The following is an 18,704-nucleotide window of genomic DNA, read 5'->3' on the forward strand; positions in this document are numbered from 1 at the left end:
ACCCACGACGCGACGGTGCCCCGCCGCCGGACATCTCGTCCGGCGGCGGGGCACCGTCGTACGGTCAGCCGGCTGTTCCGTCGCGCAGCACCGTCTCCGGCACCAGCACCGACACCAGCGCGCCGGTCACCGGGTCGACGGTCAGGCCGCGGCCCGGCGTAGGACGGCCCCGCAGCAGGTCGTACGGCACCCGCACGCCGAGGATGTCGCCCTCGCCCGGTGACTGCGGCGACAGCAGCACGCCCTTGCGGACCCGCCGTACCAGGCCGAGCCAGCCGATGCCCGCCGTGGTCAGCGTCTCGGCGGTGGCGGCGGCGACCAGTCCGACGCCGCGGTCCCGGCCGGTGGTGGCGACCTCCCGCAGCGCCGCGTCACAGGCAGGCAGCTGGGAGAGCAGGTCGGCGTCGTCGACCAGGACCACGGCGGGCCCCGGTTCGGCGTTCAGCGCCGCGCTCACCTCGTCGGCCAGCGGGTCCGGGTCCTGGAGCACGACGGCCCTCGGGTGCCGGGCCAGGCCCCGCAGCGGCGATTCACGCGGGGTGAGCGCGACCACCCGGGTGCCGCCGGCCAGCAGCGACACCGCGAGCGTGGTGAGCGCGGTGGACCGACCACTGCCGGGCGGGCCGCTGACGAGGAAGGACGGTGCGTCTGCCGCGAAGTCCACGCCGATGGCGCCCAGGTCGTCGCCGCCGACGCCGAGCAGTCCCCACAGGGGGCGCCGGTCGGCCGCCGGTACCTTCTCGTACGCGTCGGTGAACGACACCTGGCGGGGCAGGCTCAGGACGCGCGCGGGGCGGCGGGCGGCGGGCAGGTCGCGGTCGCGCAGCGCGGCCCGTTCCCCGATCCGCTTGAGCGCCTCCGCCTGGTCCCGTCCCGTGACCGGGCCCTCGGTCCGTTCGCCGAGCAGTGCGACCTGCACCTCGGTGGCGCTGCCGCCGCGCCAGCCGCGGCCCTGCGGGACGACGGCCGGCACCTGCTTCGGCGGGATGCCCGCCAGGCTGTACTCGTTGCGGTCGGTCAGCCGGAGCAGCAGGCGCTCGTCGTTGAGCGAGGCGACCTTGCCGGTCAGCAGCGCCCGTTCGGACGTGGCGACGACGTGCAGCCCCATCGGCGCGCCCTCGCGGATCAGCGCGGTCAGCTCGTGCATCGGCCGGCCGCCGTCGTGTTCGCCGAGCAGGGCGGCCAGCGAGTCCCAGCCGTCGACCAGGACGACCACATGGGCGGGGCGCTCGGCGGGCGGCAGCAGGGCGCGCAGTTCGGTGAGGTTGGCCGCGCCGTGGGAGGTGAGCAGTTCCTGGCGCGCGCCCATCTCGGCGGTCAGCCGGGTCAGCAGGCGGCCCAGCCGTTCCAGGTCGGCGCGCGGTACAACGGCGCCGCAGTGCGGCAGTTCGGACAGCGCCGCCAGGGCGCCGCCGGCCGCGTCGATGCCGTACAGGTGCACGTCGGCGCTGGAGTGCCGCCGGGCCAGCGCGCCGCCTATGGTGCGCAGCACCTGGGAGCGGCCGGAGCGTGGGGTACCCAGGACGTACAGGTGCCCGAAGCGGCTCAGGTCCAGTTCCAGGGGTTCCTGACGCTGGGCGCCCGGCAGGTCGGCCAGGCCCCAGGCGACCGGCGCGAGGCGCCCGTCGGCCGGGTCGGGCCGCTCGGGAAGTTCGGCCAGGCTCACCGCATTCGGCAGTGCGGGCAGCCAGGGGCTGGGCTGCCGCTCGATCTCCAGCTGGGCGGCGGCTTCCTGGACCGCGTCGACCAGGGCCGTCAGGTCGGTGGGCGCGTCGCGGTGTTCCATCGCCTCCTGGATGGCGTCGAAGAGGTCGGCGGTCTCCTCGACGGGTTCGGCTGCCGTACGGCCCAGCAGCGACCAGGTCAGTTCGCTGGCCCAGACGTCGGCCTGGGTCTCGGAGCCCGGCTCAGTGCCCGTCCCCGTGGCCCCGGTGTCCGCGGCTGCGGTCTGCCCGTCATTGCGTACGGCGCCCACGAAGGCGGTCTGGAAGGGCAGCACCGAGCGGTGCCCGACCCGGGCAAGGGCGCGGCCCGGGGTGTCGCTGGAGATGCTCACCGCGTCGTTGACTTCCAGGACGTCCTGGCTGTCGAGGGCGTCGGTGACGCGCAGTGAGATCCGCAGGTTGGTGTTGGCGCGGATGTCGGCGGTGACCACACCGGCCGGGCGCTGGGTGGCGAGCAACAGGTGCAGGCCGAGCGAGCGGCCGCGCTGGGCGATGCCGACCAGCCCTGGCACGAACTCGGGCACGTCGCGGGCGAGGGTAGCGAACTCGTCGATGATGAGCAGCAGCCTCGGCAGCGGTGCCAGCGCGGGGTCGCGGCGGCGCATCGCCCGGTACTCGGTGTGGTCCTTGGCGCCCGCGTCGGCCAGGACGCGTTCGCGGCGGGTCAGTTCGGCGCTCAGCGAGGTCAGCGCCCGCTCGACCAGGTGGCTGTCCAGGTCGGTGACCATGCCGAGGACATGCGGCAGCCGCTCGCAGCCGGCGAAGGCGCTGCCGCCCTTGTAGTCGACGAGGACGAACGTCATCTCGTCCGGCCGGTTGACCGCCGCCAGGGAGGCCACCAGCGTCTGGAGGAGTTCGGACTTGCCGGCGCCGGTCGTGCCCGCGATCAGGCCGTGCGGGCCGTCCTTGACCAGGTCGAAGGTGACAGGGCCGGTGTAGCCGGTGCCGAGCAGGACGCCGGTGGACGCCGGGCGCTTGGTCCAGCGGGCGGCCAGTTCGGCGGCCTGCGGCGGCTCCAGGCCGAGCAGGTCCAGCAGCTTGACCCGGTCCGGCAGGCCGTCCGAGCCGTCCGGGGTGACATCGCGTACGGGTGCCAGGGCCCGGCCGATCCGCTCGCACCAGCCGGTGTCCACCAGGTCGGGCCGGATGCCGGTGATGTCGGTGCTGCCGGTACGGCGCAGCGTCACCTCGCGGGCGCCGACCGCGCAGACGGTGACGCACTCCTCGGGGAGCATCCGCTCCTCCTGGTCGAGGCAGATCAGGAAGACCCGTACGGCCGGGCCCTCCTTGAGCACCTGCACCACGCCGGGCACGTCCCGCAGCCGCCGGGCACCGTCCAGCACCACGACGAGGTCGGGCTCGGCGAGCAGCGCGCCGCCCATCGCGGACTCCCGCGAACGGGCCCGCGAGCGGATCGCGGAGACCAGTTCGGAGACCCGATTGGCAACCGTCTCCGGGTCGTTGCCGATGGTCACGGTGGGCCCGCCGGACGGCGGCGCGGCGACGCCGCCCTCGCCGGGGCGGGCGTGCGGCAGCCAGCGCACCCACTGCCAGGCGGGCGCGCCCGCCGCGTCGGTGAGCACGGTGATCCGGACGTCGCGGGGGCTGTGCAGGATCGCGGCCTGCGCGACGGTCCATCGGGCCAGCGCGCGGGCCGCGTCCGTCTCGCCCGAGATGCCGACGACACCGTCCGAGCAGAGGTTCACGCCGATCGGCATGTCGGGGATCTGCCAGTTGACGGAGCGGTGGTTGTCCTCGCGGGAGGCGTCCTCGATCGTCAGCAGCGATGCCTGGCGTACGGTGCCGACGCGCAGCAGCAGGTGGTCGGAGTGGCCGCGGCGGCGTTCCCACAGCCGGGCGCCGGGACCGACGGCCCACATGCCGGCGGCGGCCGGGTCGGGTCCGGCAGCGACCCGTTGGCCGCGCTCGCGCGCGACCATGTCCTTGACGTCCGCCTCCAGCGAGGCGCGCCGGGCCCGGTAGTTGGCGACCGAGGTCAGGAAGTCGCGCCAGCCGCTCCGCTTGGAGCTGATCCAGTTGCCGATGGCGAGCACCGGGCTGAAGAACGCGAACATCAAGTAGAAGTACGAGTGCAGGAAGACGACCATGCCGATGCCCATGAACATCGGCGCGAGCACCACCAGCAGCGGGATGGTGCGGCGGGCCGGCGGCACCGGCGGCGAGGGCAGCGTGAACCGTTCCGGCACCAGCGGCGGCACGATCCGCGGCGGCCGGTTGAAGTCCAGGTACGCGCCGTCCTCGGAGGCCGTGACGGCGGCGTCCGCCTCGGTGGGCTCGGCCGCCCGCAGCAGGTACTCGCCCATCCGCAGCTCACCACCGAGCGGCCACTCCACCCAGCCCTCGGGAACGGGGGCGTGCGTGTCGGCGTAGGGGTCGGGGAGTTCGGGCGGCGGCGGGGGCGGCAGCGGGGTGTCGTCGGCGCGGGGCCGGGCGGCCGGCGGTTCGGGCACGGACAGGCGTACGCCGGTGCGGTGGCCGGGCCCGGTGCCGCCGTCCGCCGGCGCACCGTCGCCGGACCCGGGCCCGCCGGCCGCCGGGTCGGTGTTCAGCAGCACGGTGCCGTCCGGGCGGACGGTGACGCGGATGCCGTCGACGGGCACCTCACGGCCCTGGAGCCGCACCGAACTGCCTGCCGCCGGGCCGACGGTGTGCGTGCCGCAGTCCAGGGGCCAGACCCGTCCGGCACCGCGCCCGCCGATGAGCTGGAGTTCCACCCGGGGTGCGCGTGGCAGCCGCTCGCCGTCGGCGGAACGGGACGGCGGCGGCAGGTCGGCGCGGCCGGGTCCGTAGCCGCCGTCGGGCTCGGGCGGGACCGGGCCGCCGAGGCCGAGCGTGGCGCCGTCCCGTATGCCGGTGGCGGCCAACGGCAGGTCGGCGGGGAGTTCGCGGTTTTCGAGGAAGAGCGCGGGCGCCGTGCCGCCGGCCGGTGACTCGCCGGCGACGCGTGCGGCCAGTGCGCCGACGGTGGTCGAGCCCGGGGCGTCCAGGACCAGGTCGCGCCGCTCGGGGGCGGCGTGCGGGGAGCCGGGCCGGGCCGGAGCGGGGGTTTCCGGGGCGGCTGGCGCGATGGTGACGAAGAGTCTCACGGGTTACGAGGGGTCCGTTCCTGGGGATCGCCGGAGTCGGCGGGGTCGGAGTCGGCGTCGGAGCGGTCGGAGGCGGCGGACACCCCCGCCAGGCCGGGCGCGGGGGCGGCGGCCCGGGGCTCGGCCAGATCCGGTTCCGTGAAGTCGAAGTCGTCCTCCACGGCGGAACCGGCGTCGGCCGGGCGGTCGGGGCCGGCCGCGCCACGGGCCGTGCGCGGTTCGGGTGCCGTGGTAGCCGGTCGTCCGGGCGCGTCCGTGCTCTGTGCGGGAGCAGTTACGGCGGGAGTCGCTGGAGCAGTCGCCCTCGGAGCGAGCGCACTGGGAGCGGGCTCGTCGAAGTCGGCGGCGCGGGCAGCGGGCTCAGTGCGGTCCGGCACGGGCTCGGGCTTGCGGAGTTCCGGCTCGGCCGGGGCGGTTTCCCGTACGGGCCCGGCGACCGGGTCCGTTTCCCGGGCGGGCCCGGCGGCCGGGAGGCCAGGTCCGGCATCCGTGCCTGCGCCCGTTCCGGTACCGGCATCCGTGCCTGCGCCCGTTCCGGTACCGACGACCGTGCCTGCGCCGGTTCCGGTACCGACGACCGTGCCTGCGCCGGTTCCGGTACCGGCGTCCGGCAGCACGCAGTGCGGCGCGGGGAGCCCTCGCCGTACCGCGCGGGCCACGGCCCGGCCGAGTGCGGACGACTCCACGTCCACCTGTGGCCCGGGGCCCAGCAGCCGGCCGTCCGGCTCGGCGTGCAGGACCCAGCAGGCACCCGGCAGCCGGCCGCCGGCCAGCACGCGGGCCTGCCCTCGCGCGCACAGTTCCGCGAGCCGAGCCGCTTGTGCGGGCGTCGGTGCCCAGCAGACCACCACCGGCACCGCTGCGTCCGGAACCTCTGCTTCCGTCGATTGCTCCTGCACTGCCGGCCGGCTTGCCAGTTCGGCGAGGATGTCGTCCAGCGGGCGTCCGGGGAATCGCGGGTGCACACCGGAGGCGACCTGGACCGGCGGCCCGTCCGGCATCCGGTCCACCTGCGCGGCCAGCGCCTGGAGCACGCTGCGGGAGACCCGCGCGTCGCCCTCGATGCCCAGCGCGGCGGGACCGCGCAGCCAGTCGACGAGGACGACGCCCGGCGCCTTGCGGTCCACACCCAGCACGAGGGGAAGCCGTACGGCGCGGCCGGGTCCCCCAGGCCGCGTCCGTATCGCCTCGGCCGGTGCGGCCCAGATCCACTCCCCCGGCTCGTCCGCCGCGTCGGCCCAAGGCAACACCGGCCCGGTGGATCCGGCCGGGTCGCGGCCCGCGACGACGACGCGGACGCGGTCCCCGGTCTGAGACAGCTGGACGGCGGGCGCGTAGCAGCCATCCCCCGCGTCCGCGTCCGCACGGTCGAGGGCCGCTCGCACCGTGTCGCCGGCGGCCGGGCCGGCGAAGTACCCGGCCAGCATCCGGGCACAGCGCCGGTGCCGCAGGTAGGCGCGCAGCGGCGCGGTGAACGCCCGTGCGGTCATCCGCGCCTCCCACGCGATCCGTCGGCAGGTACGGCGGAAGCCGCCCTGCCTGCTCACGGTGCGGACGAGAAGCCAGACGAACAGGACCAGGGCGACGAGGAAGCCGATGAGGATCAGCCAGGAGTTGCGGTCCGGCATGCCGAGGGCCAGCGGTACCGGGAACTGCGCCGGTGCCGCGGCGGCCGCCGCGCCCGAGGATGCGGCGTGACTGGAGGGACTCACGCGCACTCCCGCTCGGCGAACGCGGCGGCCTGCCGCAGGCGGTGCATCGCGTGGTGCAGCCGGGACTTCACCGTGCCGGACGGAATGCCCAGGGCATGCGCCGTATCGGGGCCGGAACAGCCGAGCAGGTATGTGTACACCAGAACCTCTCGATGGGGGCGGGACAGTTGGGCGAGTAACTCGACGACGTGCGTCCGCTCCACGACGCGCGCGGTCTCGTCCGCGAGAACGGCCGTCTCCGGCGGCAGCCCGGTCGGCACCACCGGCCGGGAGCTGTCACGCCGACTCCAGTCGATCACGACGTTGCGGGCGACCTTGAACAGCCAGGGCAGGCTTGGTTCCCACCCCGCCTCGCGCCGGGCGCCGCGGGCGCGGCAGGTCTCACTTTCCAGCCAGGCGCGCAACAGCGTTTCCTGGACGACATCCTCCGCGCGCTGCGGGTCGGCGGGCAGCAGACTGGTGACATACCGCAACAACGGCTGCCGGTACGTCAAGACAAGTGCGGTGATGCGCTCCTCGGCGGCAGCAGGCCCCGGGGCCGATATCGCCGGTTCGCTCATCGATGTGCTGCCTCAGGGGAGTTCGGGGGGTGCAGGGCCGCACCCCGACCGGGAACAAGTGGTTGCCTTAACCACGTACCCCACCCTAATCAGCGGCCGCCGAACGCGGCAAAACCCCCGGGGTGAACCCGTGCTCCCCTGCTACGTCCAAACGTACCCATGACAGTACAAAGTCAATGATTCGACACCGGTTCCGGCAGTCGAGGCCCGCCTTCCGCAGCCGGCCGATCCCCGGCTGCCGGCGACCTACCTCTCGCCCCAAAACATGCCGGCCACGCCCCAGGACGTCCCGGGTCAGCCCAGGAAGCTCAGCCGCACCTGGCGGCGCGCATTGTCCCCGTTGGTGTCGACCAGGCACACCGACTGCCAAGTTCCCAGGGCGAGTTGGCCGTTGATGACGGGGAGGGTGGCGTGTGGGGGGACGATGGCGGGGAGGACGTGGTCGCGGCCGTGGCCGGGGGTGCCGTGGCGGTGGCGCCAGCGGTCGTCGGCCGGGAGGAGGTCACGGAGGGCGGTCAGTAGGTCGTCGTCGCTGCCCGCGCCGGTCTCGATGAGGGCGATGCCGGCGGTGGCGTGCGGGACGAAGATGTTCAGGAGGCCGTCGCGGCCGGGTGCCGTTTCGGCGAGGAAGGCTGTGCAGTCCCCGGTGAGGTCGTAGACGGTTTCGGCGGAGCCGGTGGTGATGTTCAGTACGTGGGTGGTGAATGCGTTGTCCATGCCTCCCATGATCGGCGATTGGCCGAGGGGCGCCGAACGTGACACACGGCCGCAACAAAGGACCACTGGCCGAGACGGCGATTGACCCTGTTCCGGCCACGCGGCTACGTTCAGCGACATGTCTTCGTCAGCCTTGCTCACCACGCGCGGTCACATCGACCTGCTGCGGGTGGCCTCTGCGGCCTGTCGCCACGGCGACGGCTGCGGCAACGACTGCTGCTGCTGCCGCTGACCAGTCGGCTGACGTGTTTCGGTTGACGAGTTTCGGCTGACGAGTTTCACCTCCAGTTTCACCCCGGTCTTCACCCTTTCCTTTCGCGCGCCTCTTGCTGTTGCGCGCGTTGCGCCGTGCTGGGGTGCGGCCTGGCCTGTCTTTCTTTTCGTTGTGGGGTTTTTATGACGCCTGATCAGGCTGTGATTGATCGATATCGATCGTCCTCTTCGCCGCCCGATTCTTCCGATGCAGCCGATGCCTCCCGGGGGCCCGAGCTCGTCACTCTTGTGCCGGTGTCTGCCCGGCGGCGGTCGGTGCCGCGGTGGTTGCGGCGTACGAGCGGGCCGGTGGGGCTGGTTGTGTTGTGGCAGGTGTTGAGTGCGTCGGGTGTGCTCCATCCCGACATACTTGCCTCGCCCGGCACCATTGCGCGTACCGCCGCGGGGCTCGTATCGGACGGGACGTTGCCGTCGGCGATGCTGGTGTCCGTCCAGCGTGTCCTGGTCGGGCTGGTACTGGGCGGTGTCGCCGGCGTTGCGTTGGCGCTCGTCTCCGGGTTGTCACGGCTGGGCGAGGACCTGGTGGACGCGACCGTGCAGATGCTGCGGTCCGTCCCGTGGGTGGGCGTCATTCCGTTGTTCATCATCTGGCTGGGCATCGGCGAGGCGCCGAAGATCGCGTTGATCGCGCTCGGGGTGGCTTTCCATCTGTACTTGAATGTGTACGCCGGGATCCGGGGCGTGGACGCCCAGTTGGTCGAGGCGGGTACCTCGCTCGGGCTCGGCCGGTGGGGGTTGATCCGGCACGTCGTACTGCCCGGCGCGCTGCCGGGTGCGATGACCGGGCTGCGGTATTCGCTGGCCACCGCGTGGCTGGCGCTGGTCTTCGGCGAGTCGGTCAACGCCGATGACGGCATTGGGTTCCTCATGAATCAGGCCAGGGAGTTCTTCCGTACCGATGTGATTGTCGTCTGCTTGATCGTGTACGCGCTGCTCGGGCTGCTGGCTGATTTCGTTGTTCGTACTCTTGAAAGGCTGTTGCTGCAATGGCGACCGACGTTTACGGGGCAGTGAATCCCAGCGCTGCAGGCAGTGCCTCCGCCGCCGTGCGGGTGGCAGGGCTGACACGCTCATTCGGCGGGCGCGCGGTGATTGATGGGCTTGAAATGACAGTGCAGCCCGGGGAGTTCGTTGCGTTGCTCGGGCGTAGTGGGTGCGGGAAGTCGACGTTGCTGCGGGTGCTGGCCGGGCTCGATCGGGAGATCGAGGGTGAGGTGTCGGTACCGCGCCGCTCGGCCGTTGCGTTCCAGGCGCCGCGGTTGATGCCCTGGAAGAGGGTGTGGCGGAATGTCCTCCTCGGCTTGCCCGGACGACCCGAACGGGAAGTTGCTGAGCGGGCGTTGGGCGAGGTCGGACTTGCGCACCGTACCGATGCCTGGCCGAAGACGCTTTCCGGTGGCGAGGCCCAGCGGGCTTCGCTGGCGCGGGCTCTGGTGCGTGAGCCCGATTTGTTGCTGCTCGATGAGCCGTTCGGCGCGTTGGACGCGCTCACCCGTATCAAGGCGCAGCGGCTGGTCGCCGAACTCTGGCGACAGCGCGGCTGCGCGGTGTTGCTGGTCACCCACGACGTCGAGGAAGCACTGCTGCTCGCGGACCGGGCGGTGGTGATGGATGAGGGCGTGATCGCGTACGAGACCGCCATCGACCTGCCGCGCCCCAGGGACATCGCGTCCCCGCGCTTCGCGGCGTTGCGCGCCCAGTTGCTGGACCGGCTGGGCGTGGACGGCCTCGCCGACGCGGCCTGACCTCTGGCGGGCCCCCTCCCCCGCCCCCACAAACCAACGAACACCCAACGAACGGAACTGTAATGAGACCACGCCGACCGGCCCGCGCCCTCGTACCGGGTGCTGCCCTGCTGCTCCCGCTCGCACTGCTGCTGACGGCATGTGGTGGGGCGTCCCGGGCGGACGGTTCCGCCGGTGGTACGGGCAGTGGTACCGATGGCAAGGGCTCCGTGACACTGAACGTCGGGGACCAGAAGGGTGGCTCCGAGGCGCTGCTGCGGGCCGCCGGTGAGCTGGACGACCTGCCGTACCGCATCAAGTGGTCCACCTTCACCTCCGGGCCGCCGCTGCTGGAGGCGCTCAACGCGGGCGCCGTGGACATCGGCGCGGTCGGCAACACGCCGCCCGTCTTCGCCGCGGCCGCACAGCAGAAGCTCAAGGTCGTCGCCGCCTCGCACAGCTCATCGGCGGGCGAGGCGATCCTGGTGAAGAAGGACTCGCCGCTCAAGCGGCCCGGCCAGCTCAAGGGCAAAACCATCGCGGTGGCGCAAGGCAGCTCGGCCAATTACCAGCTCGTCGCCTCCCTGAAGAAGGCCGGCCTGACGACGAAGGACGTCAAGCTCAGCTATCTGCAGCCGGCGGACGCGCTGGCCGCGTTCACCCGCGACCGGGTGGACGCCTGGGCGGTGTGGGACCCGTACACCTCGCAGGCCCTGGACCAGGCCGACGCGCGCGTGCTGACCAGCGGGCAGGGCCTCGTCAACGGCCTCACCTTCCAGGTGGCCGCGCCTGCCGCGCTGAAGGACAAGAAGAAGGCCGAGGTGCTCAAGGACTACAACGACCGGCTGCGACGCGCCCAGGACTGGGTGTTCAAGCATCCGCAGAAGTGGGCCGAGGTGTGGGCGAAGGAGACCGGGCTGCCGGAGAAGGTGGCGCTGGAGGCGGTCAAGCGGACGTACGGTACGGACGTACCGGTCGCGGTCGACAAGGCCGCCGTCGCCTCCGAGCAGCAGATCGTGAACACCTTCGCGGACATCGGGCTGATCCCCCGGAAGTACTCCTTCGCCGACTACGTCGACACACGCTTCAACGGTGATCTGCCGCCGTCGAGCACCCGACCGCGTACGTACGGAAAGGACGGATGAGGCCGAATGAGGTCGGCTGAGGCCTGCTGAGGCTGCAGCCAGGAAGAGGCCGGCGGCGCCGGGAAGACAGCGGCGCCCCGCGCGGTTTAGTACAAACATGAACTACTCCAGCGGGGCGCGTGACGTCGAGGTCGTGGTGATCGGTGCAGGTCAGGCCGGTCTCGCCGCCGCGTTCCATCTGCGGCGACTGGGCTACGTACCGGATCAGGACTTCGTCGTACTCGATCACGCGCCCCGCCCGGGCGGCGCGTGGCAGTTCCGCTGGCCGACGCTGACGTACGGCAGGGTGCACGGCATGCACGCGCTTCCCGGCATGGAGCTGACCGGTGCCGACCCCGGCCGGCCCTCCGCCGAGGTGATCGGGGACTACTTCACCACGTACGAGGAGACCTTCGGGCTGCGGGTGCACCGGCCGGTGCATGTCACGGCGGTACGTCCGGAGGGACCGGAAACGGGAGGGCCGGAGCCGGATGGTCCCGAGCCCGGCGGCCGGCTGCTCGTAGAGTCCTCCGAGGGGACGTACGCGACCCGGGCGCTGGTGAACGCGACCGGGACCTGGGACCGCCCGTTCTGGCCACACTTCCCTGGTCAGGAGCGGTTTCGTGGGCGTCTGCTGCATACCGCCGGTTACCGCGGGCCGCAGGAGTTCACCGGGCAGCGGGTCGTCGTGGTCGGCGGCGGCACCTCCGCCGTACAGCATCTGATGGAGATCGCCGAGGTCGCGGCGGACACGGCGTGGGTGACCCGGCGGCCGCCGGCCTTCCACGAAGGCCCCTTCGACGAGGAGCGCGGCCGCGCCGCCGTGGCCCTGGTCGAGGAGCGGGTCCGCCAGGGTCTGCCGCCCCGCAGTGTGGTCTCGGTCACCGGCCTGCCGATGACCGACGAGATGCGGCGGGCGCGGGAGCGAGGCGTGCTCGTGCGGCGACCGATGTTCGAGCGGATTACGGAAGACGGCGTGCGTTGGGCCGATGGCAGTGCGTACGCGGCCGACGCCATTCTCCTCGCCACCGGCTTCCGGCCGGTCATCGACCACCTCGCCCCGCTCCGCCTCCGCGATCCCGGTGGCGGCATCCGCATGGACGGCACGCGGAGCGTCCGCGATCCCCGTATCCACCTCGTCGGCTACGGGCCCTCAGCCAGCACCATCGGGGCCAACCGCGCGGGACGGGCTGCCGCGCGCGACATCCAACGACTCCTGGACGCCGCGCCGGTGGCCACCGCCTGAGCGAGGTCGCTCCCCGGAAAGCGCCCCCTCCCGACTGCCTGCACGACGTGAAAGTCTGCGGCAACGCCGCCAATCTGCGCGCCTACCGGGCCCGCCAGAAGCAGCAGAAGCTCAACGAGGAACGGGAGCACGGACAGCCGGCTTGAGCGGCTGTCGGCGCGTCCGCCTCGCGTGGAGAGGACACCTCCTGATGCCCCGTACCACCGCGTGCCCGCCGTTGTGTTCGCGCACGGTTTCCTCGACGACCGCCATGTATGGCGGCCCCTCATCGCCGAACTCGCCGAGCGCGGCCACACCTCGTACCGTCTGATCGCCCCCCGACCTGCCCGGCAGCGGCGAGCGCACTGCCCACCCCGGCCCCACACTCATCGTGCACGGTGCCCAGGACCCCTTCGTCACGCCCGGAATGGTCGACAAGGACGTCGCCTGGCGCTTCCCTCAGGCGCATGCCGCCACCGTCGACGAAGCCGGCCACTGGCCTCACCTTGAACAGCCCATGCCGTAGCCGAGCTTCTGACGGGGTTTCTGCAAGAAACCGCGAGAGGCTCCGGTACGAACACCGACGCGATTTAGCCTCCGTACGTCACCTGCCGATGACCCACCTCCAGGCGTGGCCAGTCCGCGAGGTCCCGTAGCAGTTGTCGGTCGTGCGTCGCGACGACGACAGCGGCGCTTGTGTCGCGGATCGCGTCGGTCACCTCGTCGACCAGCGCCGAGGACAGATGGTTGGTCGGCTCGTCGAGCAGGATGAGTCCGGGCCGCCCGGCCAGCGCCAGCGCCAGGTCCAGGCGCCGCTGCTGCCCCTGCGACATCCGCCCGACCGGCGTGCGCAGCGCATCGGAGTCCAGCAGACCGAGCGCCCCGAGCGGTACGGCGTCGGCGTCGCGGAGCGCCCCGCGGGCCACCAGCCGTCCCACGTGACGGGCGTACACCTCGCGGGCGGTGAGTCCGGGGTCCTGCTCGGCGGTCTCCTGGGTCACCCGGAGGATCCGTGCCCCCTTTGCCGTACGGACGTACCCGCAGGTGGGTTCCAGCGCACCGGCAAGGACCGCGAGCAGCGTGGACTTCCCGGCGCCGTTCGGTCCGGTGACGAGCAGCCGGTCACCGCCGTCGAGGGTGAGGTCGACCGGACCGGCGAGGCGTCCGTCGACGGCGACGCCGTACGCGCGCAGCTGCGGTGCGCCCGGCCGGACGCCCAGGTCCGGCCACCGCAGCGCGGGCGGCTGCTCCGGCACGTCGATCCGGTGCGCCGCCAGGGCGTCCTGTTGCCGCTTCAGGGCCTGGACGACGCCCGGTGCACGGGACTGGCGCTGGTGCTTGCCGGTCCCCTTGTCCGGGCGCCAGCCGGTGGTGAGGCGGTCGCGGGCCTTCGACACCGCGTCCTGCAGCCGCCGGTGCTCGGCGTGCTGCTCCTCATGGTCCTGCGCCCAGCGCTCGTGCTCACGACGCCGGGCGACCTGCCAGGCGTCGTAGCCGCCGGCGTACAGGCGCGGCTTTCCGTCGCGGGTCGGGTCGAGGTCGAGGAAGCGGTTCGCGACGTCGCGCAGCAGTGCCCGGTCGTGGCTGACGACGGCGAGGCCGCCGTCGTGCTCGCGCAGCCTGCGGGTCAGGAAGTCCAGCCCGTCGGCGTCGAGGTGGTTGGTCGGCTCGTCGAGCAGCAGGACGTCGTGGTGGGCGCCGAGCAGGCACGCCAGCCGGACCCGGTAGCGCTGCCCGACCGACAGTGTCGACAAGGGGCGGTCGCGGTCGGTGCACGCGCCGAGCGCGTCGAGGGCGACGTCGACGCGGCGTTCGGCGTCCCACGCGTCGAGCCGGGTGGCGGCGTCGAGCGCGGCGGCGTAGCGGTCGTCGGCGGCGGGGGCGCCCTCGGTGAGGGCGAGGGTCGCCTCGTCCAGTGCGGTGAGGGCCGCGAGCGACGCGGCCAGCGCCTCGGAGGTCAGGGCACCGACGGTCTCACCGTCTCGTACGGACAGCTCCTGGCGGGCCAGGCCGATCGTGCCGGTACGGCGCACGGTGCCCTCGTCGGGCGTGATCAGTCCGGCAAGGACGTGCAGCAATGTCGTCTTGCCACGGCCGTTCTCGCCGACGACGGCGATCCGCGACCGGGCGGAGACGGTGACCGAGACGTCGTTCAGTACACGCCGGGCACCGCGGGTGACGGTGACGCCTTCGGCACGGATGTGTGCGCTGCCGCCCGCCTCGGCGGGCCGGTACATGGCTGAGTGGGTGGGGGTGAAGGTCAACGGGTGCTCCGCAGCTCGCAGTGGAGCCGGGCAGCAAGAAGCGGCCGCCCGGCGGGAACCGGGACGGCGAGCGCGAATTCAGTAGGGAGAAGGCGCCGCCGTCAGCGGGCGGAGCGGACCTTCTGCGACCAGATACCTCGTGCCATGACAATCATGCTAGCAGCGCCGACGCCCCGTTCGCCCGGCGACGGAAGCGGGGCGTAGCAGCGCTGCAGCGCTCATTCGAACCGCGACGGGTCGCCCGCTCCCCGGCGGACGATCTCGGTCGTGCCGCCGGAGAAGTCAATGACCGTGGTCGGCTCGGTGCCGCAGTCGCCCGAGTCGACCACCGCGTCCACCACGTGGTCGAGCCGTTCCTTGATCTCCCAGCCCTGCGTCAGCGGTTCGTCCTCGTCGGGCAGGAGCAGGGTGCTGGAGAGCAGCGGCTCGCCCAGTTCGGCGAGGAGCGCCTGCGCGACGACGTGGTCGGGGATGCGGACCCCGACCGTCTTCTTCTTCGCGTGCAGCAGCTTGCGCGGCACTTCCTTCGTCGCCGGGAGGATGAAGGTGTAGCTGCCGGGCGTCGCGGCCTTGATGGCCCGGAACACATCGTTGTCGATCTGTACGAACTGGCCGAGCTGCGCGAAGTTCTGGCACACCAGGGTGAAGTGGTGGCGGTCGTCGAGCTTCCGGATGGACCGGATCCGGTCGATGCCGTCCCGGCTGCCCAGCTGGCTGCCGAGGGCGAAACAGGAGTCCGTCGGGTAGGCGACGAGCCCGCCCGAGCGGATGCTGTCGGCCACGCTGCGGATGGTGCGCGGCTGCGGGTTTTCGGGGTGCACATCGAAGTACTTCGCCATCCGTCGAGCGTAGGCGATGTGATCGGAAACGTGCATCATCTGACTGCTCAGGGGCGCTCATGCATGCGGCGGCGGGCCCTCGATCGGCCGGCCGAGGACGCCGGGGCGGCGCTGGCGGGGCAGCGGGCCGCCGGGCGGGCGGTAGTCGACACCGAGTGCGTCCAACCGCGCGTAGTGGTCGGCCATCCGCGCCTCGAAGGCCGGGTAGTCCCGTTCGGCCGGGGCGGGCAGCTGGGACCAGGCGACCTCGGCGAATGCAGCAAGCCGGGGGAAGACCTGGTAGTCGACGCGGGAGCGGTTCTGCATGACCTCGGTCCAGACGTTGGCCTGGGTGCCGAGGACGTGTCGGGCAGCTTCCGGGGAGAGGCTTGGGGGCACGGGTTCGAACCGGTAGACGTCCTCCAGAGTGCGTACGTAGCCGATGGGCATCGGCTCGTCGGGGCCGCCGTGCTGGCGGTGGTCCAGGTACACCTGCTGCTCCGGGCACATCACGACGTCGTGCCCGGCCTCGGCGGCGGCGATGCCGCCCGCGTAGCCGCGCCAGGAGGAGACCGCGGCGCCTTCGGCGAGGCCGCCTTCCAGGATCTCGTCCCAGCCGATGAGGCGGCGGCCGCGCGCGGTCAGCCAGCGGTCGAAGTGGCGGATGAACCAGGACTGGAGTCCGTCCTCGTCGGCCAGCCCGAGTTCGGCGATCCGGGCCTGCGCGGCCGGGGACTGCCGCCACTGATCCTTGGGGCACTCGTCCCCGCCGATGTGCACGAACGGCGAGACGTGGGGCGGGAAGAGCTCCAGTACCTCGGTCAGGACGTCCTCGTAGAAGCGGAGGGTGGCGTCCGTGGGCGCGAGGATGTTCGGGCTGACGCCCCAGGTGTCCCACACTTCCAGCGCGGCGGTGTCGACGACATCGGTGTTGCCGAGCCAGGGATAGGCGGCGATGGCGGCCTGCGAGTGGCCCGGGATGTCGATCTCGGGCACGACGCGGATGTGCCGTTCGGCGGCGTACGCGACGATCTCCCGGATGTCGTCGTGGGTGTAGTACCCGCCGTACGGCGTCTCGTCCCACAACTCCGACGCGCGGTGGCCCCACTGGGTGCGTGCGCGCCAGGAGCCGACCTCGGTCAGGCGCGGGTGGCGCTTGATCTCGATGCGCCAGCCCTGGTCGTCGGTGAGGTGGAAGTGGAAGACGTTGAGTTTGTGCGCGGCGAGCAGGTCGAGGTAGCGGAGGATGTCGTCCTTCGGGAGGAAGTGGCGAGCCACGTCGAGCATCATGCCGCGCCAGGCGAAGCGGGGGCCGTCCTCGATGCGTACGGCGGGCAGGGACCGGGTCGCTTCGGGGTCGATGGGAGCGCGGCGGAAGGCGTCGGCACCGAGGAGTTGGCGCAGGGTCTGGGCGCCCCAGAAGACGCCGGCCGGGCCGCCGCCGGTGATCCGTACGGTGCCTCCGGTGGTGTCGAGCCGGTAGTTCTCGGGTGGCAGGCCGTCTTCCAGGACGAGGGTGATCGTGCCGGGCGCGTCGGCCGGACCGGGCGGGAGCGGCAGTCCGAGCGCGGCGCCGAGGGTGGTGCGCAGCCACCGCTCGGTGGCCTCCGTGCCGGGCCCGGCCGCGAGCGTGGTGGCCGCGTCCAGGACCCATCCGGCGCCGTCGCCGGGCTCCATACGCACGGGGGCGGGAATCAGTTCGTTCATCACGGCATCAGTCCTTGACCGCGCCGCCGAGTCCGGAGACCAGGCGTCGCTGTACGAGTACGAAGAAGACCAGGACGGGGACGGTCATCACCGTGGAGGCGGCCATGATCCCTCCCCAGTCGTTCTCATCGGGCTTGAAGAAGACCAGCAGCGCCATGGGCAGTGTGGACTGCGAGGTGTCGCTGATGAGGAAGGACTTGGCGAACAGGAAGTCGTTCCAGGTGGAGATGAAGGAGAAGACGCTGGTCGCGGCGAGGCCCGGGAAGACCAGCGGGAAGAGGATCTGCCACAGGAAGCGGGCGCGGCTCGCACCGTCGATCGCGGCCTGCTCCTCCAGCGCTTCCGGTACCGCCTTGACGAAGCCGCGCAGCATCCAGATGGCGAACGGCAGCGAGAAGGCGAGGTGCGGCAGGATCAGCGAGCCGAGGGTGTTGAGCTGCCCGAAGTCCCGCATGAGGAAGAACAGCGGGATGGTGAGCGCCTCGACCGGCACCATCTGCGCGACCAGGAACATGATCAGCAGGGTGGTACGGAACCGGAAGCGGAAGCGGGTGACCGCGGTGGCGGCCAGGAAGGCGATCAGCGCCGAGGCGAGGACGACGGTGCCCGCCACGAGCAGGCTGTTGAGGAAGTACCGGCCGAAGTCCTGCTGCTCGAAGACGCGGCGGAAGGACTCCAGGGTCGGGGCGAGGGTCCAGGGGCGTGGCTCGGTGGACTGGATCTCGGCCGCGGGTTTGAGGGCGGAGAGGACCATCCAGTAGAGGGGGAAGGCGACGAGGGCGGCGATGGCGACGGCGGCGACCTCGGCGGCCAGCCGCCCGGGCCGTCGGATTACCCTCATGAACAGCAGGCTCACAGTTCCTCCCCCTGACGCCGCACGATGCGCAAATACACCAGGGTGACGGCCAGCAGGATCAGCAGCATGACGACGCCGATGGCCGAGCCGAGGCTGTACTGCGAGGAGGCGAACGCCTTTTGGTACGCGTACACGTTGAGCACGAGGTTCTGTCCGGCGATGCCGCCGCCGCCCGTCATCACATAGATCTGGGTGAAGACCTTGAAGTCCCAGATGACCGACTGGATGGTGACGACGACGAGGAGCGGCCGGAGGATCGGCGCCAGGACGGAGCGCCAAGTGCGCCACTGCGAGGCGCCGTCGAGCGCGGCCGCCTCCAGTACTTCGGCGGGGACGGCGCGGATGCCGGCGTACACGGTCACCATCACGAACGGGAACGAGCACCACACGACTTCGAGGAGGACCAAGGCGAACGCGCTGTACTGGCCGTACGTCCAGGAGAAGTCGCCGAGTCCCAGCACCCTGTTGACGGGCCCGAAGTCGGGGTCGAAGAGGAAGACCCAGACGGTGGAGCCGGTGATGGCGGGGGTGGCCCAGGCGCCGAGCGCGGCCAGCATCAGGACGAGCCGGGGCAGCGCGCGGATACGGGTCAGCAGGACGGCGAGCGCGCAGCCGACGAGCAGGGTGGAGAGGACGCAGGCGGCGGCGAAGAGGACGGTGGCGAGGAGCACCCGCCAGAACTCGCCGTCGGAGAAGAGCGTCGCGTAGTTGCCGAATCCCTGGAAGGAGGTCGGCTGCCCGCCGCTGACCTGGGCCTGGGTGTACTCCAGGAAGGAGATCAGGCCGAGCTGGTAGATCGGGTAAACGAGCAGTCCGGCGAGCAGGACGAGTGCGGGCAGCAGATAGAGCCAGGGTGTCCAGCGGGAGCGGCGCAGGGCGGTCGGGGTCAAGGG

15 protein-coding genes are annotated in these 18,704 nt (G+C 72.0%); 6 read left to right on the forward strand and 9 right to left on the reverse strand.

Features of this window, described 5'->3' with window-relative positions; genetic code table 11:
* Positions 1-64 precede the first annotated feature (64 nt).
* From AB0I82_RS02730 to AB0I82_RS02745, 4 genes are all read right to left on the reverse strand, one after another.
* Complete coding sequence (locus tag AB0I82_RS02730; RefSeq protein WP_363255219.1) at positions 65-4,831, reverse strand: FtsK/SpoIIIE domain-containing protein; 4,767 nt, start codon at positions 4,829-4,831, stop codon at positions 65-67.
* Positions 4,828-6,543 (reverse strand): hypothetical protein, encoded by a 1,716-nt coding sequence (locus AB0I82_RS02735; protein ID WP_363255220.1) that lies wholly within the window; start codon positions 6,541-6,543, stop codon positions 4,828-4,830. The genes AB0I82_RS02730 and AB0I82_RS02735 overlap by 4 nt, the downstream gene beginning before the upstream one ends.
* Complete coding sequence (locus tag AB0I82_RS02740; protein WP_363255222.1) at positions 6,540-7,103, reverse strand: sigma-70 family RNA polymerase sigma factor; 564 nt, start codon at positions 7,101-7,103, stop codon at positions 6,540-6,542. Before AB0I82_RS02740 ends, AB0I82_RS02735 begins: the two co-directional genes overlap by 4 nt.
* Positions 7,104-7,397: 294 nt before the next feature.
* The gene (locus AB0I82_RS02745; RefSeq protein WP_363255223.1) at positions 7,398-7,820 is read right to left on the reverse strand and encodes a secondary thiamine-phosphate synthase enzyme YjbQ; all 423 of its coding nucleotides are present in this window, start codon (positions 7,818-7,820) and stop codon (positions 7,398-7,400) included.
* Positions 7,821-7,938: 118 nt separating this feature from the next.
* Between AB0I82_RS02745 and AB0I82_RS02750 the strand changes: the two genes are divergently transcribed.
* From AB0I82_RS02750 to AB0I82_RS02775, 6 genes are all read left to right on the forward strand, one after another.
* On the forward strand, positions 7,939-8,052 hold the full coding sequence (locus AB0I82_RS02750; protein WP_363255224.1) for a putative leader peptide: 114 nt from the start codon (positions 7,939-7,941) through the stop codon (positions 8,050-8,052).
* Positions 8,053-8,321: 269 nt separating this feature from the next.
* Positions 8,322-9,107 (forward strand): ABC transporter permease subunit, encoded by a 786-nt coding sequence (locus AB0I82_RS02755; RefSeq protein ID WP_363256051.1) that lies wholly within the window; start codon positions 8,322-8,324, stop codon positions 9,105-9,107.
* On the forward strand, positions 9,080-9,838 hold the full coding sequence (locus AB0I82_RS02760) for an ABC transporter ATP-binding protein (RefSeq protein ID WP_363255225.1): 759 nt from the start codon (positions 9,080-9,082) through the stop codon (positions 9,836-9,838). The genes AB0I82_RS02755 and AB0I82_RS02760 overlap by 28 nt, the downstream gene beginning before the upstream one ends.
* Positions 9,839-9,900: 62 nt before the next feature.
* Positions 9,901-10,962, forward strand: a complete 1,062-nt coding sequence (locus AB0I82_RS02765) for an ABC transporter substrate-binding protein (RefSeq protein ID WP_363255226.1) — start codon at positions 9,901-9,903, stop codon at positions 10,960-10,962.
* 97 nt (positions 10,963-11,059) lie between these two features.
* Positions 11,060-12,187, forward strand: coding sequence for an NAD(P)-binding domain-containing protein (locus AB0I82_RS02770; RefSeq protein WP_363255228.1), 1,128 nt, complete (start codon positions 11,060-11,062; stop codon positions 12,185-12,187).
* Between the two features lie 370 nt (positions 12,188-12,557).
* Positions 12,558-12,692: a hypothetical protein gene (locus AB0I82_RS02775; protein ID WP_363255229.1), complete on the forward strand. Its 135-nt coding sequence runs from the start codon at positions 12,558-12,560 to the stop codon at positions 12,690-12,692.
* A 64-nt stretch (positions 12,693-12,756) separates the two neighbouring features.
* Here AB0I82_RS02775 and AB0I82_RS02780 read toward each other — a convergent pair whose 3' ends face one another.
* From AB0I82_RS02780 to AB0I82_RS02800, 5 genes are all read right to left on the reverse strand, one after another.
* Entirely contained in the window at positions 12,757-14,430 is a 1,674-nt protein-coding gene (locus AB0I82_RS02780) for an ABC-F family ATP-binding cassette domain-containing protein (protein WP_363255230.1), read from the reverse strand.
* Between the two features lie 218 nt (positions 14,431-14,648).
* Positions 14,649-15,269 carry an L-threonylcarbamoyladenylate synthase gene (locus AB0I82_RS02785; RefSeq protein WP_363255231.1) on the reverse strand — a complete coding sequence of 207 codons (621 nt, stop codon included), beginning with the start codon at positions 15,267-15,269 and terminating at the stop codon, positions 14,649-14,651.
* Positions 15,270-15,326: 57 nt separating this feature from the next.
* A complete protein-coding gene (locus AB0I82_RS02790) occupies positions 15,327-16,955 on the reverse strand; it encodes a beta-N-acetylhexosaminidase (RefSeq protein ID WP_363255233.1) in 1,629 nt (542 codons plus the stop codon).
* A gap of 7 nt (positions 16,956-16,962) precedes the next feature.
* Positions 16,963-17,796 (reverse strand): carbohydrate ABC transporter permease, encoded by an 834-nt coding sequence (locus AB0I82_RS02795; protein ID WP_363255234.1) that lies wholly within the window; start codon positions 17,794-17,796, stop codon positions 16,963-16,965.
* 11 nt (positions 17,797-17,807) lie between these two features.
* Positions 17,808-18,701, reverse strand: a complete 894-nt coding sequence (locus AB0I82_RS02800) for a sugar ABC transporter permease (RefSeq protein ID WP_363255235.1) — start codon at positions 18,699-18,701, stop codon at positions 17,808-17,810.
* Between the last annotated feature and the right edge of the window lie 3 nt (positions 18,702-18,704).

The sequence above is a fragment of the Streptomyces sp. NPDC050315 genome (assembly GCF_040655775.1).
Lineage (GTDB): Bacteria > Actinomycetota > Actinomycetes > Streptomycetales > Streptomycetaceae > Streptomyces.